General features: G+C 63.1%; 16 protein-coding genes. All 16 read left to right on the top strand.

From position 1 onward, the window contains the following. The first annotated feature begins 2 nt into the window (after window positions 1–2). Window positions 3–401 carry a 30S ribosomal protein S8 gene (gene rpsH / locus EOA49_RS03305; RefSeq protein WP_066989600.1) on the top strand — a complete coding sequence of 133 codons (399 nt, stop codon included), beginning with the start codon at window positions 3–5 and terminating at the stop codon, window positions 399–401. Window positions 402–514: 113 nt separating this feature from the next. Then, window positions 515–1,048, top strand: a complete 534-nt coding sequence (gene rplF / locus EOA49_RS03310) for a 50S ribosomal protein L6 (RefSeq protein ID WP_067321468.1) — start codon at window positions 515–517, stop codon at window positions 1,046–1,048. 88 nt (window positions 1,049–1,136) lie between these two features. Continuing rightward, window positions 1,137–1,499 carry a 50S ribosomal protein L18 gene (gene rplR, locus EOA49_RS03315; protein WP_066989604.1) on the top strand — a complete coding sequence of 121 codons (363 nt, stop codon included), beginning with the start codon at window positions 1,137–1,139 and terminating at the stop codon, window positions 1,497–1,499. Between the two features lie 128 nt (window positions 1,500–1,627). Next, the gene (gene rpsE / locus EOA49_RS03320) at window positions 1,628–2,197 is read left to right on the top strand and encodes a 30S ribosomal protein S5 (protein WP_027046810.1); all 570 of its coding nucleotides are present in this window, start codon (window positions 1,628–1,630) and stop codon (window positions 2,195–2,197) included. Window positions 2,198–2,222: 25 nt separating this feature from the next. Further along, the gene (rpmD, locus tag EOA49_RS03325) at window positions 2,223–2,420 is read left to right on the top strand and encodes a 50S ribosomal protein L30 (RefSeq protein ID WP_027170355.1); all 198 of its coding nucleotides are present in this window, start codon (window positions 2,223–2,225) and stop codon (window positions 2,418–2,420) included. A gap of 23 nt (window positions 2,421–2,443) precedes the next feature. Next, window positions 2,444–2,917 (top strand): 50S ribosomal protein L15, encoded by a 474-nt coding sequence (gene rplO / locus EOA49_RS03330; RefSeq protein ID WP_066989606.1) that lies wholly within the window; start codon window positions 2,444–2,446, stop codon window positions 2,915–2,917. 278 nt (window positions 2,918–3,195) lie between these two features. Continuing rightward, the gene (gene secY / locus EOA49_RS03335; protein ID WP_127243054.1) at window positions 3,196–4,536 is read left to right on the top strand and encodes a preprotein translocase subunit SecY; all 1,341 of its coding nucleotides are present in this window, start codon (window positions 3,196–3,198) and stop codon (window positions 4,534–4,536) included. After that, entirely contained in the window at window positions 4,533–5,123 is a 591-nt protein-coding gene (locus EOA49_RS03340; protein WP_127242068.1) for an adenylate kinase, read from the top strand. Before secY ends, EOA49_RS03340 begins: the two co-directional genes overlap by 4 nt. A gap of 222 nt (window positions 5,124–5,345) precedes the next feature. After that, complete coding sequence (gene rpsM, locus EOA49_RS03345) at window positions 5,346–5,714, top strand: 30S ribosomal protein S13 (RefSeq protein ID WP_027170351.1); 369 nt, start codon at window positions 5,346–5,348, stop codon at window positions 5,712–5,714. Window positions 5,715–5,841: 127 nt separating this feature from the next. Beyond that, window positions 5,842–6,231 carry a 30S ribosomal protein S11 gene (gene rpsK / locus EOA49_RS03350; protein ID WP_006205444.1) on the top strand — a complete coding sequence of 130 codons (390 nt, stop codon included), beginning with the start codon at window positions 5,842–5,844 and terminating at the stop codon, window positions 6,229–6,231. Window positions 6,232–6,330: 99 nt separating this feature from the next. After that, the gene (locus EOA49_RS03355; protein WP_059188661.1) at window positions 6,331–7,341 is read left to right on the top strand and encodes a DNA-directed RNA polymerase subunit alpha; all 1,011 of its coding nucleotides are present in this window, start codon (window positions 6,331–6,333) and stop codon (window positions 7,339–7,341) included. 104 nt (window positions 7,342–7,445) lie between these two features. Then, window positions 7,446–7,877, top strand: coding sequence for a 50S ribosomal protein L17 (gene rplQ, locus EOA49_RS03360; RefSeq protein WP_127243055.1), 432 nt, complete (start codon window positions 7,446–7,448; stop codon window positions 7,875–7,877). A gap of 190 nt (window positions 7,878–8,067) precedes the next feature. After that, a complete protein-coding gene (locus EOA49_RS03365; protein ID WP_127239780.1) occupies window positions 8,068–9,561 on the top strand; it encodes a DegQ family serine endoprotease in 1,494 nt (497 codons plus the stop codon). Between the two features lie 44 nt (window positions 9,562–9,605). After that, window positions 9,606–10,913: a replication-associated recombination protein A gene (locus tag EOA49_RS03370; protein WP_127243056.1), complete on the top strand. Its 1,308-nt coding sequence runs from the start codon at window positions 9,606–9,608 to the stop codon at window positions 10,911–10,913. Window positions 10,914–11,119: 206 nt separating this feature from the next. Beyond that, on the top strand, window positions 11,120–11,950 hold the full coding sequence (locus EOA49_RS03375) for an aspartyl/asparaginyl beta-hydroxylase domain-containing protein (protein WP_095780448.1): 831 nt from the start codon (window positions 11,120–11,122) through the stop codon (window positions 11,948–11,950). A 122-nt stretch (window positions 11,951–12,072) separates the two neighbouring features. Continuing rightward, a complete protein-coding gene (locus EOA49_RS03380; RefSeq protein ID WP_127239782.1) occupies window positions 12,073–13,059 on the top strand; it encodes an RluA family pseudouridine synthase in 987 nt (328 codons plus the stop codon). The last annotated feature ends 32 nt before the right edge of the window (window positions 13,060–13,091 follow it).

Below are 13,091 nucleotides of genomic sequence, written 5' to 3' on the forward strand. Positions count from 1 at the left end.
AGATGTCATTGAGCGATCCTCTCGGCGATATGCTGACCCGCATCCGCAACGCCTATGGCCGCAAGAAGTCGAGCGTCTCGACCCCGGCCTCGCGTCTGCGCGCCCGCGTCCTCGAAGTGCTGAAGTCGGAAGGCTATATTCGCGACTACAGCCAGACTGACTTCGAGAACGGCAAGTCGGAAATCGAGATCGAGCTGAAGTATTTCGACGGCGCTCCGGTCGTGCGCGAAATCGAGCGCGTCTCGAAGCCCGGCCGCCGGGTCTATGTCTCGGCCAAGTCGATCCCGCATGTCGCCAACGGCCTCGGCATCGCCATCCTTTCGACGCCGAAGGGCGTCATGGCCGATCACGAAGCGCGCGAGCAGAATGTCGGCGGCGAGATCCTCTGTCAGATTTTCTAAGGGTGAATGGTCAATGGTGAATAGTGAATGGTGAGGCTGCACGGGACTTTGACCGCGCCGTTCGCCATTCCACCATTCACCATTCACAGCAGTAAAGGAAAGAGGAGACAACAATGTCTCGTATCGGAAAGAAACCCGTTTCGCTGCCGCAGGGCGTCTCCGCGACCGTCAACGGCCAGACCGTGACGGCGAAGGGCCCCAAGGGCGAGCTGAAGTTCGTGGTCAACGACGAAGTGCTGGTCAAGATGGAAGGCGCCGAGATTTCGGTCGAGCCGCGCGACCAGACCAAGACCGCCCGCGCCAAGTGGGGCATGTCGCGCACGCAGATCGTCAACATCCTGCAGGGCGTCAAGGACGGCTTCGAGAAGAAGCTCGAGATCACCGGCGTCGGCTATCGCGCCGCCATGCAGGGCAAGAACCTGCAGCTGGCGCTCGGCTTCAGCCACGACGTGGTCTATGAGACGCCGCAGGGCATCACGATCTCCGTGCCGAAGCCGACCGAAATCACGGTCTCCGGCATCGACAAGCAGCAGGTCGGCCAGGTCGCGGCCGAGATCCGCGAGTATCGCGGTCCCGAACCCTACAAGGGCAAGGGCGTGCGCTATGCCGACGAGCGGATTGTCCGCAAGGAAGGCAAGAAGAAGTAAGACTTTTGATCGCCGCGGGGCGCGACCGCGGGAGGCTTGGCCTACCGCACACGGTTGCCCCCGTTTTCTGAAGGCAAGGAACAGAATCATGGCTAGCCCCAAAGAAACCACCCAGCGCCGCGCGCAGCGCGTGCGCCGCCAGCTCAAGAAGGTCGCCGGCGAGCGGCCGCGGCTTTCGGTGCATCGCACCTCGAAGCACATCTACGTCCAGGTCATCGACGACGCCAAGGGCCACACGCTGGCCGCCGCCTCGACCCTGGAGAAGGAGCTGAAGGGCTCGCTCAAGACCGGCGCCGACAGCGCCGCTGCTGCCGCGGTCGGCAAGCTGATCGCCGAGCGCGCGTCGAAGGCCGGCGTCAAGGAAGTCGTCTTCGATCGTGGCCCGTACATCTATCACGGCCGCGTCAAGGCGCTGGCCGAGGCTGCCCGCGAAGGCGGTCTGAGCTTCTAATGCATGATCCCGAAAAGTTGCAGACTTTTCGGACAGGATCATGCAAAGGAGAAATTCACCGCCGGTGGGTCGCTAGAGGCGCCGGCAAACAGCAACCCGTGCTTCCGGAAAAGAACAAGGACTAGGATATGGCACAGGAACGTAGGGAAGGCGGCCGCGGCCGCGAGCGTGAACGCGAAGAGCGGGACGACGGCATGGTGGACAAGCTTGTCCACATCAACCGCGTCGCCAAGGTGGTGAAGGGCGGCCGTCGCTTCGGCTTTGCCGCACTTGTCGTCGTCGGCGACCAGAAGGGCCGCGTCGGCTTCGGCCACGGCAAGGCGCGCGAAGTGCCGGAGGCGATCCGCAAGGCGACCGAATCGGCCAAGCGCGACATGATCTTCGTGCCGCTGCGTTCGGGCCGCACGCTGCATCACGACGTCGAGGGCCGCTGGGGCGCCGGACGCGTTCTGCTGCGCGCCGCCAAGCAGGGTACCGGCATCATCGCGGGCGGCCCGATGCGCGCCGTCTTCGAGACGCTCGGCATGCACGACGTGGTCGCCAAGTCGATGGGTTCGTCGAACCCCTACAACATGGTTCGCGCCACCTTCGACGCGCTGAAGAGCCAGATGCATCCGAAGGATGTGGCCGCTGCGCGCGGCATCAAGTACTCGACCCTTCAGGCCCGCCGCGGCACCGCCGTCGCGGCCGAAGAATAGTCGACGCTGACCAGGGATTTCGACCATGGCCAAGAAAGCTACCAAGACCATCACCGTCGAGCAGATCGGTTCGCCGATCCGCCGGCCGAAGGAGCAGCGCGCGACGCTGGTCGGCCTCGGCCTCAACAAGATGCACAAGCGGCGTACGCTGGAAGACACCCCTTCGGTGCGCGGCATGATCGCCGCCGTCCAGCACCTCGTCCGCGTTGTGGACGAGGCCTGAACGGAAGCGCAGGAGACAGAAACATGAAACTCAACGATCTGCGTGACAAGGACGGCGCCACGCACTCCAGGAAGCGCCTCGGTCGCGGCATCGGCTCCGGCTCTGGCAAGACCGCCGGTCGCGGCGTCAAGGGCCAGAAGGCACGCTCGGGCGTTGCCATCAACGGCTTCGAGGGCGGCCAGATGCCGCTTTACCGGCGCCTTCCGAAGCGCGGCTTCAACAACCTGTTCGCCAAGAGCTTCACCGTCGTGTCGCTTGCTCGCATCCAGGCTGCCGTCGATGCCAAGAAGCTCGACGCGAAGGAGACCGTGACGGCTGAGACCCTGATCGCTGCCGGCGTCATCCGCCGCGCCAAGGACGGCGTGCGCGTGCTCTCCGACGGCGAGCTCAAGGCCAAGCTCAGCTTCGACGTCGCCGGCGCCTCCAAAGCTGCGATCGAGAAGATCGAGAAGGCCGGCGGTTCGGTGAAGCTGCCGGAAGCGGCCGCCGCCGAGTAACGGCGATTTGAAGCGCGGCCGGCGGGTATGGTTTCATTTTTGCCGCCCGTCCGCGCTTTGATCTGATCAATTAGGCGGCCGCGTCAACGCGGCCGCTTGCATGTTGACGGTCCGGAGCTTATCTCGTGAGCTTCGGTGACACGCGCCGCCTGAGCTGCGGGCATCGAGCGCGACATAGAAATCAATGAAGTAGAGCATAATCAATGAAGTAGAGCATGATGTCTTCCGAAAACCGCTTCACACTTTTCGGCATCATGCTCTAGCGGAGAAAATCAGGCATGGCTTCGGCTGCTGAACAACTAGCCTCCAATCTGAATTTTGCGGCCTTCGCCAAGGCCGAGGATCTGAAGAAGCGCATCTGGTTCACCGTCGGCGCGCTGCTCGTCTACCGCCTCGGCACCTACATCCCGCTTCCCGGCATCAATCCCGACGCTTTCGCGCAGGCCTTCTCCTCGCAGAGCAAGGGCGTGCTCGGCATGTTCAACATGTTTGCGGGCGGCGCCGTGCAGCGCATGGCGATCTTCGCGCTCGGCATCATGCCCTACATCTCCGCTTCCATCATCATGCAGCTGATGACCTCGGTCATCCCGTCGCTGGAAGCGCTGAAGAAGGAAGGCGAGCAGGGCCGCAAGATCATCAACCAGTACACGCGCTACGGCACCGTGCTGCTGGCCGTGGTGCAGGCCTACGGCATTTCGGTCGGGCTGGAGGGCGGCAACGGTATCGTCACCGATCCCGGCATGTTCTTCCGCATCTCGACCGTCGTCACGCTTGTCGGCGGGACCATGTTCCTGATGTGGCTCGGCGAGCAGATCACCGCGCGCGGCATCGGCAACGGCATTTCGCTGATCATCTTCTCGGGCATCGTCGCCGGTCTGCCGCACGCCATTTCAGGCACGCTGGAACTCGGCCGCACCGGTGCGCTGTCCACGAGCCTGATTCTCGCGATCATCGTGCTCGCCGTCGTCGTCATCGGCGTCATCGTCTTCTTCGAGCGCGCCCAGCGCCGCCTGCTCATCCAGTATCCGAAGCGGCAGGTCGGCAACCGCATGTTCCAAGGCGACACCTCGCTTTTGCCGCTGAACCTCAACCCCTCGGGCGTCATCCCGCCGATCTTCGCCTCCTCGCTGCTGCTTCTCCCGGCAACGGTTGCCGGCTTCTCGCAGACCACCAACCTGCCTGCCTGGGCGAGCACGGTCCTGGCGGCGCTGGGCCACGGCCAGCCGCTCTATATGGCGTTCTATGCGGCGATGATCATTTTCTTCGCCTTCTTCTACACGGCGATCGTCTTCAACCCGAAGGACACGGCCGACCAGCTCAAGAAGCATTCCGGCTTCATCCCGGGCTATCGTCCGGGCGAGCGCACCGCCGAATATATCGACTATGTTCTGACGCGGATCACCGTCATCGGCGCCATCTACCTGGTGCTGGTGTGTCTGCTGCCTGAGTTCCTGATTTCAGCGACTGGCGTACCTTTCTATCTCGGTGGCACATCGCTTCTGATCGTGGTCAGTGTCACGCTCGACACGGTGGCGCAGATTCAGGGTCACCTGATCGCGCACCAGTATGAGGGCCTGATCAAGAAGTCGAAGTTGCGCGGGGGTAAGAGGAGCAGATGAGGCTGATATTGCTTGGGCCGCCAGGAGCGGGCAAGGGGACGCAAGCACAGAGACTGGTAGAAAAACACGGCATACCCCAGCTTTCGACGGGAGACATGCTGCGTGCCGCCGTCCAGACCGGAACCGAAGTCGGCAAGCGGGCCAAGGCGGTTATGGATGCCGGCGAGCTGGTATCGGACGCGATCGTCAATGCGATCGTTGCCGAGCGGATCGACCAGCCCGACTGCGCCAGGGGCTTCATCCTCGACGGTTATCCGCGCACGCTGGTGCAGGCCGATGCCGTCGAAGCCATGCTCGCCGAGCGCAACATCGCGCTCGACAGCGTCATCGAGCTCGTCGTCGACGACAAGGCGCTGGTCGGGCGCATCGTCAAGCGGGCCGAGGATGCCAAGGCGGCCGGCCAGCCGGTGCGCAAGGACGACAACCCGGCGGTGTTCGAGGAGCGCCTGCGAGAATATTACAAGAAGACGGCGCCGCTGACCGGCTACTACTATGCCAAAGGCAGGCTGAAGAGCGTTGACGGCATGGCCAGCATCGACGCGGTGACCGCGGAGATCGAGAAGGTGCTCACGGCGGCGGTGAGCTAGGCCGCTCCGACAAGCAAAGATTGCGCTTGACTGGAAGAAGCCATTGGGGTATGGCGGCCCGTCTTCCTATCAGGCATGGACTTTGCTTGCCCGCAAGGGCAGGGCATCTGTTTTGAACCAGGAAACTCCCGCAAGGGCCGGCCTCCACCGGACGCGGGGCAACTTAGATAGCGCCGGGCCTGCCTTTTTGAAGGTGGCCGGCCCAAATGGAGATGAAAGAACATGGCTCGTATAGCCGGCGTCAACATTCCGACCAACAAGCGCGTCGTCATTGCGCTTCAGTACATTCACGGCATCGGCAAGAAGTTTGCCCAGGAGATCGTCGACAAGGTCGGCATCCCAGCGGACCGCCGCGTCAACCAGCTGACCGACGCGGAAGTGCTGCAGATCCGCGAGACGATCGACCGCGACTACCAGGTCGAAGGCGACCTGCGCCGCGAGGTCTCGATGAACATCAAGCGGCTGATGGATCTCGGCTGCTACCGCGGCCTGCGTCACCGCCGCTCGCTGCCGGTCCGCGGCCAGCGCACGCATACCAATGCGCGCACCCGCAAGGGCCCGGCCAAGGCGATCGCCGGCAAGAAGAAGTAATTGGTGAATGGTTGGTGGTGAATGGTGAATGGCGCTTTGACCATTCACCATTTCACTATTCACCATTCACTGCAAAGGTGGAGCCGCTGGCGTTACGGCGGTGTAGAGATCAACTGAAAGGACTACCATGGCCAAGGAAGCCGCTCGTGTTCGCCGTCGCGAACGCAAGAACATCTCGTCGGGCGTTGCCCACGTCAATTCGACCTTCAACAACACGATGATCACCATCACCGACGCGCAGGGCAATTCGATCGCCTGGTCGTCCGCCGGCGCCCAGGGCTTCAAGGGTTCGCGCAAGTCGACCCCGTTCGCCGCCCAGATGGCCGCCGAGGACGTCGCCAAGAAGGCCCAGGAACACGGCATGCGCATGCTCGAGGTCGAGGTCTGCGGACCCGGCTCCGGCCGTGAATCGGCGCTGCGCGCCCTTCAGGCGGCCGGCTTCACCATCACCTCGATTCGCGATGTGACGCCGATCCCGCACAATGGCTGCCGTCCGCGCAAGAAGCGCCGCGTCTAATATTTTTGAACGCCGCGTGAGCGCCAAGGCGCTCCTCCGCGGCAATTCCAGGCTGCCCGCCACGATTGGATGGTGGCGGGTCAAAGGAAGGAAGACACCATGATCCAGAAAAACTGGCAGGAACTGATCAAGCCGAACAAGATCGAGTTCTCGTCGAAGAAGAAGACGCTGACCACGCTTGTGGCCGAGCCGCTCGAGCGTGGCTTCGGCCTCACGCTCGGCAACGCGCTGCGGCGCGTGCTTCTGTCTTCGCTGCGCGGTGCGGCCGTCACCGCCGTGCAGATCGACGGCGTGCTGCATGAGTTCTCGTCCATCGCCGGCGTGCGCGAGGACGTGACCGACATCGTGCTCAACATCAAGGAAATCGCCATCCGCATGGAAGGCGATGGTCCCAAGCGCATGGTCGTGCGCAAGCAGGGCCCGGGCGCCGTGCTTGCCGGTGACATCCAGACCGTCGGCGACGTCGAGATCCTCAACCCCGACCACGTGATCTGCACGCTGGACGAGGGCGCGGAGATCCGCATGGAATTCACCGTCGACACCGGCAAGGGCTACGTGCCGGCTGAGCGCAACCGCGCCGAGGACGCGCCGATCGGCTTGATCCCGGTCGATAGCCTCTACTCGCCGGTCAAGAAGGTCTCCTACAAGGTCGAGAACACCCGCGAGGGTCAGGTTCTCGACTATGACAAGCTGACCATGACCATCGAGACCGACGGTTCGATCTCGGGCGAGGACGCCGTGGCTTTCGCGGCCCGCATCCTGCAGGACCAGCTCAGCCTGTTCGTCAACTTCGACGAGCCGCAGAAGGAAGTCGCCACCGAGGCCGTCACCGAGCTCGCCTTCAACCCGGCGCTGCTCAAGAAGGTCGACGAGCTCGAGCTTTCGGTACGTTCGGCCAACTGCCTGAAGAACGACAACATCGTCTATATCGGCGACCTGATCCAGAAGACCGAAGCCGAGATGCTGCGCACTCCGAATTTCGGCCGCAAGTCGCTGAACGAGATCAAGGAAGTGCTGGCGGCGATGGGTCTGCACCTCGGCATGGAAGTGCCGGACTGGCCGCCGGAAAACATCGAAGACCTCGCCAAGCGTTACGAGGATCAGTATTGAGCATGAATTCCAAGGATCGGCGGCGCGAGCCGCTCGATCCGACGGTCATGCGGAAAACCATCAGAGGCCGTGGCCTCTTGAACAACTAAAGAAGGAAAAGAGCCATGCGCCACGGTTTCAAAGGCCGTCGCTTCGCCCGCAGCGTAAGCCACCGCAAGTCGATGTTCGCCAACCTCGCCGTGTCTCTGATCGAGCACGAGCAGATCGTCACCACCCTGCCGAAGGCGAAGGACCTGCGTCCGATCGTCGAGAAGCTGGTGACGCTCGGCAAGCTCGGCGACCTGCACGCCCGCCGCCAGGTGATCGCGCAGATCGGCAATGAAGGCGTCGTCAAGCGCCTGTTCGAAACCATCGCACCGCGCTACGCCAGCCGCAACGGCGGCTACCTGCGCATCATGAAGGCGGGCTTCCGCCACGGCGACAATGCCGCCATGGCGGTCATCGAGTTCGTCGACCGCGACACCTCGGCCAAGGGCGCCGCCGACCGCGCGCGTCTCGAGGCCGAAGGCGGCGAAGAGGAAGCCGCGGCCGCATAAGGCCAGGTTTTCAGCGAATGAATTCAAGGGGCCTTCGGGGCCCCTTTTTCGTTCTGAAGCCAGCGAGCAGGGCGAGCGGATTTTCGTTCTCGTTCTCACGCTTTTGCGCGACAAGCATCGTATTTCCGTGCATTAGCCTTTCATTCTGCACAATCGTCGGGACAATGGCGCCTGATCTGGAGGATTCGGAATGCACCTCAAACGGCTGTTTCTTATTGCGGTTTGCACGCTTGCCGCTTTCGCCGCGGCTCCTAGCGTCAGACAGGCATTCGCAGAAGATGCCGCCAAGCCGGCCGACCCTGGCCTTTCCGACGTGCTGACCGATCTCTTGCATGGCGTCGAGGGCGAGAACTCCACTTCCGGGCCCGACAAGCGCGTGCCGTTCGGCCGCGAGGAGGTGCAGCTTTCGTTTGCGCCGCTGGTCAAGCAGACGGCGCCGGCCGTGGTCAACGTCTACGCCTCGCAGACCGCAAAGGTGACCTCGCCATTCGAGGGCGATCCCTTCTTCGAGGAGTTCTTCGGCCGCGCGCAGCCGCGCGCGCAGTCTTCGCTCGGTTCCGGCGTGCTGGTCGATCCGAGCGGCGTGATCGTCACCAACTACCATGTCATCAAGGATGCCGACGAGGTGAAGGTCGCGACGGCCGACGGGCGCGAGTTCACATCCAAGGTGATGCTGAAGGACGAGACACTGGATCTTGCCGTGCTCAAAATCTCCGCCGACAAGCCGTTCCCGGTGATCGCCATCGGCGATTCCGACGCGCTCGAGGTCGGCGACCTGGTGCTCGCCATCGGCAATCCCTTCGGCGTCGGCCAGACGACCACCAGCGGGATCGTTTCGGCGCTTGCCCGCAGCCATATCGGCGTTTCCGACTCCGGCTATTTCATCCAGACCGATGCCGCCATCAATCCCGGCAATTCCGGCGGCGCGCTGATCAACATGGGCGGCCAGCTGGTCGGCATCAACACGGCTATCTATAGCCGCAGCGGCGGCTCGATCGGTATCGGTTTCGCCATTCCGTCGAACATGGTCAGGGCTTTCGCCGACGCCGCCAAAGCCGGCCTGGATTTCTTCGAGCGGCCCTATATCGGCGCCGAGTTTGAAGCCGTGACACCCCAGATCGCGGAATCGCTTGGCATGGAAAAGCCGACCGGCGCGCTGGTCTCGTCGGTCGATGGGGCCGGACCGGCCGGCAAGGCGGGGCTCAAGCCCGGCGACGTCGTGCTGTCGCTCAACAACACCCCGGTCGAGAGTATCGAGGCGCTGGATTACCGCATGGCGACGCTGTCGATCGGCACCAAGGCGACCTTCGCCGTGCTCAGCAAGGGCCAGCAGGCAACGCTTGAGATTGCGCTGGAGCGCGCGCCCGAAGGCGCGAAGCCGAGCGAGGTCACGCTGCATGGCCGCAGCCCCTTCGCCGGCGCCAAGGTGGCAGAGCTTTCGCCGCGCCTTGCCCAGCGTCTCGGGCTGCGCACCGACACGAAGGGGGTCACCGTGGTCGACATCAACCGCGATTCACCGGCCGCCGATTTCGGCTTCCAACCGGGCGACATCGTGCGCGAAGTGAACGGCACGAGCATCGATAAGGCGGCGACGCTGGCACAGATTGCGCAGCAGGACACGCGGTGGTGGCGGTTTACCGTCGAGCGCGGTGGGCAGATACTGCGCCAGGTGTTGCGTTACTGAGCAGGCTCTGGAAAAGGGGCCGCGTTCCAACCAAATAAAAGTGCATGGCCGATCTGTTCAGCGTCGATGAACCGGAGAAGGCGCCGCCCGGCCGCCCGCTGGCTGACCGGTTGCGCCCGAAGACCCTTGGCGAGGTCGTTGGCCAGGAGCACTTGACCGGCCCGGATGGCGCGCTGACGCGGCTGATCAATTCCGGCACGCTCGGCTCGATGATTTTCTGGGGCCCGCCCGGCACCGGCAAGACGACGGTGGCGCGGTTGCTCGCCGGCGAAACCCACCTCGCCTTCGAGCAGATATCGGCGGTGTTTTCCGGCGTCGCCGACCTGAAGAAAGTGTTCGAGGCAGCAAAACTGCGCAGGACCAATGGCCGCCAGACGCTGCTCTTCGTCGACGAGATCCATCGCTTCAATCGTGCCCAGCAGGATGGTTTTTTGCCGGTCATGGAAGACGGCACGGTGGTGCTGGTCGGCGCCACGACGGAGAACCCATCCTTCGAGCTGAACGCGGCGCTTCTGTCCCGCGCGCGGGTGCTCGTCTTCCGCTCGCTGGACGAGGAGAGCATCGCCAAGCTGCTGGAGCGGGCCGAGGCGACCGAGGGCAGGGCGCTGCCGCTCGACGACGAGGCGCGGGCCATGCTGATCCGCATGAGCGATGGCGACGGTCGTGCCTCGCTGACGCTCGCCGAGGAGGTCTGGCGCGCCGCCAAGCCGGGCGAGGTGTTTGGGCCTGATGGCCTGCAGCGCGTCATCCAGCGTCGCGCGCCGATCTACGACAAGGGCCAGGACGGCCATTACAACCTGATCTCGGCGCTGCATAAATCGGTGCGCGGCTCGGATCCGGACGCTGCGCTGTATTACCTCGCCCGCATGTTCGATGCCGGTGAGGATCCGCTCTATCTCGGCCGCCGGCTGGTGCGCATGGCGGTGGAAGATATCGGGCTTGCCGATCCGCAGGCCCTGGTCGTCGCCAATGCCGCAAAGGACGCCTACGATTATCTCGGCTCGCCCGAGGGCGAACTCGCCTTCGCCGAGGCCACCGTCTATCTCGCCACCGCGCCCAAGTCGAATGCCGTCTACACCGCCTTCAAGGCGGCGACACAAGCGGCCAAGGAATTCGGCTCGCTGCTGCCGCCCAAGCACATCCTCAACGCGCCGACCAAGCTGATGAAGGAAGAGGATTACGGCGCCGGCTACCGCTACGACCACGACGAGCCGGATGCCTTTTCCGGCCAGGACTATTTCCCGGAAAAGATGGGCCGCCGCACTTTCTACGATCCGCCCGAGCGCGGCTTCGAGCGCGAGGTCAAGAAGCGGTTGGAATACTGGGCAAAGCTGCGCAAAGAGCGGGAATAGCCGCTTCCGCGGCTCGGCGAGCTCGGGTGCTTCGCGGCGAAGCTTCGTCGGCATGACAGCAAAGTCGAGAGGCTGGCGCGATCGTGAGCGGGCAAACCTGTTCCAGATTGTGCCGCGTCATGAAAAATCCTATGAAGGCGCACGGCTGGCGGGGGTCGCCGTGATTTGGCTCATGCGAACAGGATCGCGCTCCCAAGCGAAAGACTATGACAAAGCAAACCCGTAAGACTCTTCGTCAGGCTGCTATCGCAGTCCCGCTTCTCGCGCTTGGCTTTTATTTTATCCCGATCCTGACCACGATCTGGATCGTCTGCGGTCTGATCGACGTGATGCGCAATGCAAACAAGGATCTGTCGTTGTTCCGCGGCTATTTCCTGGGCAACGGCATCTTCACCTGGCTGCTGTCGCCATTCAACCTTTTGGTCGACCTGCTTTGCTATCGGAACCCGGGCGTATGGAAGCTGGAGCAGTTCCCTGCAGACTATCAGCGCGAGGTCAACGAGGTTCTCGACGTCTTCAAGGCTCGCAAGGACGAGATCATCGCCGATATCGACGCCAATTTCGGCACCGGTCGGCGCGGCATGTATGTCTATCAGTGGTATGGCAAGCACAAGATCGACAACGTCGCGGAATTCAACAAGGACTTCAAATACATCAAGACCATCGCGGTCTCAGTCTTCAGAGGCAAGGAATCGACTTCCTGGCATTTCGGGCCGCTGCGGCTCAGCCTGCGCATCCTCTACAACCTGTTGCCGGTCAAGGCTGAGATTTTCGTCGAGTGCAACGGCGCCAGGAACTACTGGCACGACAACCCGCTTTACATTTTCGACGACACGCTGCTGCACCGTTCGGTGAACGAATATGACGGACGCCGCTACTGCGTGTTCATGGATATCATCCGTCCATCGCCATTCCCCGGCCTGATCGCCAACCTTCTCGCCATCGTCTCGGTCAGCGTCGAGCGCATCAATTCCATGTTCTACAAGAACTGGAAGATGATCGGCTCGTCCAAGGCCAAGAAGGCCGCCGCAAACTGAAGCGTCCGCGCCTGCGGCTCCGCAAAGCTCTTTGGCGCGATCTTTGTCCGTTGTTGGGTCTTTGGCTCGCAACCTCTTTGCCTTAGTGCTATGGCGCCGCTTTCAACCGGAAAAGCGTAACCATGGCAGGTGTCGAACAAATCACTGTGGAGGCCGGCGAAGCGGGCATGCGGCTCGACCGCTGGTTCAAGGTCCATTATCCGGGCCTCGGCTTCGGTCACCTGCAAAAGCTCTTGCGCTCGGGCCAGGTCCGCGTCGATGGCGGCCGCGTCAAGGCCGACACGCGCGTCGAGCCCGGGCAGACCGTGCGCATTCCGCCGCTCGAAGTCGACAAGAAGGGCGACGCCGCGCTCACTGGCCATTCGATCCGCAACCAGGGCGATGCCGATGTGCTGGCCAAGATGCTGCTGCACGAGGACCCGAAGGTCTTCGTCTTCAACAAGCCTGCCGGGCTTGCCGTGCAGGGCGGCTCCGGCGTCACGCGCAATGTCGACGACATGCTCGAGGCCTGGCGCAACCAGAAGGGCGAGAAGCCGCGCCTCGTCCATCGCCTCGACCGCGACACTTCCGGCGTGCTGGTCGTTGCCCGCACCCGCCTTGCCGCGATCAAGCTGTCGGAAGCGTTCCGGGCGCGCGAGACGAAGAAAACCTATTGGGCCTTGGTCAAGGGCGTGCCGCCGAAGCGCGAGGACAAGATCTCGACCTGGCTGGTCAAGGAGGCGACGCCGGACGGCGACCGCGTGCGCATCGCCAAGCATGGCGAGAAGGGCGCCGACCATGCCGTTTCCTATTACCGCGTGGTCGAGCAGGCGGCGCAGTCGCTGTCCTGGCTGGAAATGGAACCTTATACCGGCCGCACCCACCAGCTTCGCGTCCATGCCGCCCATATCGGCTGCCCGATCATCGGCGATCCCAAATATTTCGAGGCCGACACCAATTGGGAGTTTCCCGGCGGCATCCAGAACCGCCTTCATCTTCACGCGCGCCGCATCGTTATCCCGCATCCAGACCAGGGCGTCATCGATGTTACCGCGCCGATGCCGCCGCATATGCGCCAAAGCTGGAACTTGCTCGGCTTCGATGAGCAGAGCGCGGAGGACGACAATTGAGCGGTGCTGCCGATACATTCGGCCGACGCGAC

Origin of the sequence: Mesorhizobium sp. M1A.F.Ca.IN.020.04.1.1 (assembly GCF_003997315.1) — a bacterium.
GTDB lineage: Bacteria > Pseudomonadota > Alphaproteobacteria > Rhizobiales > Rhizobiaceae > Mesorhizobium.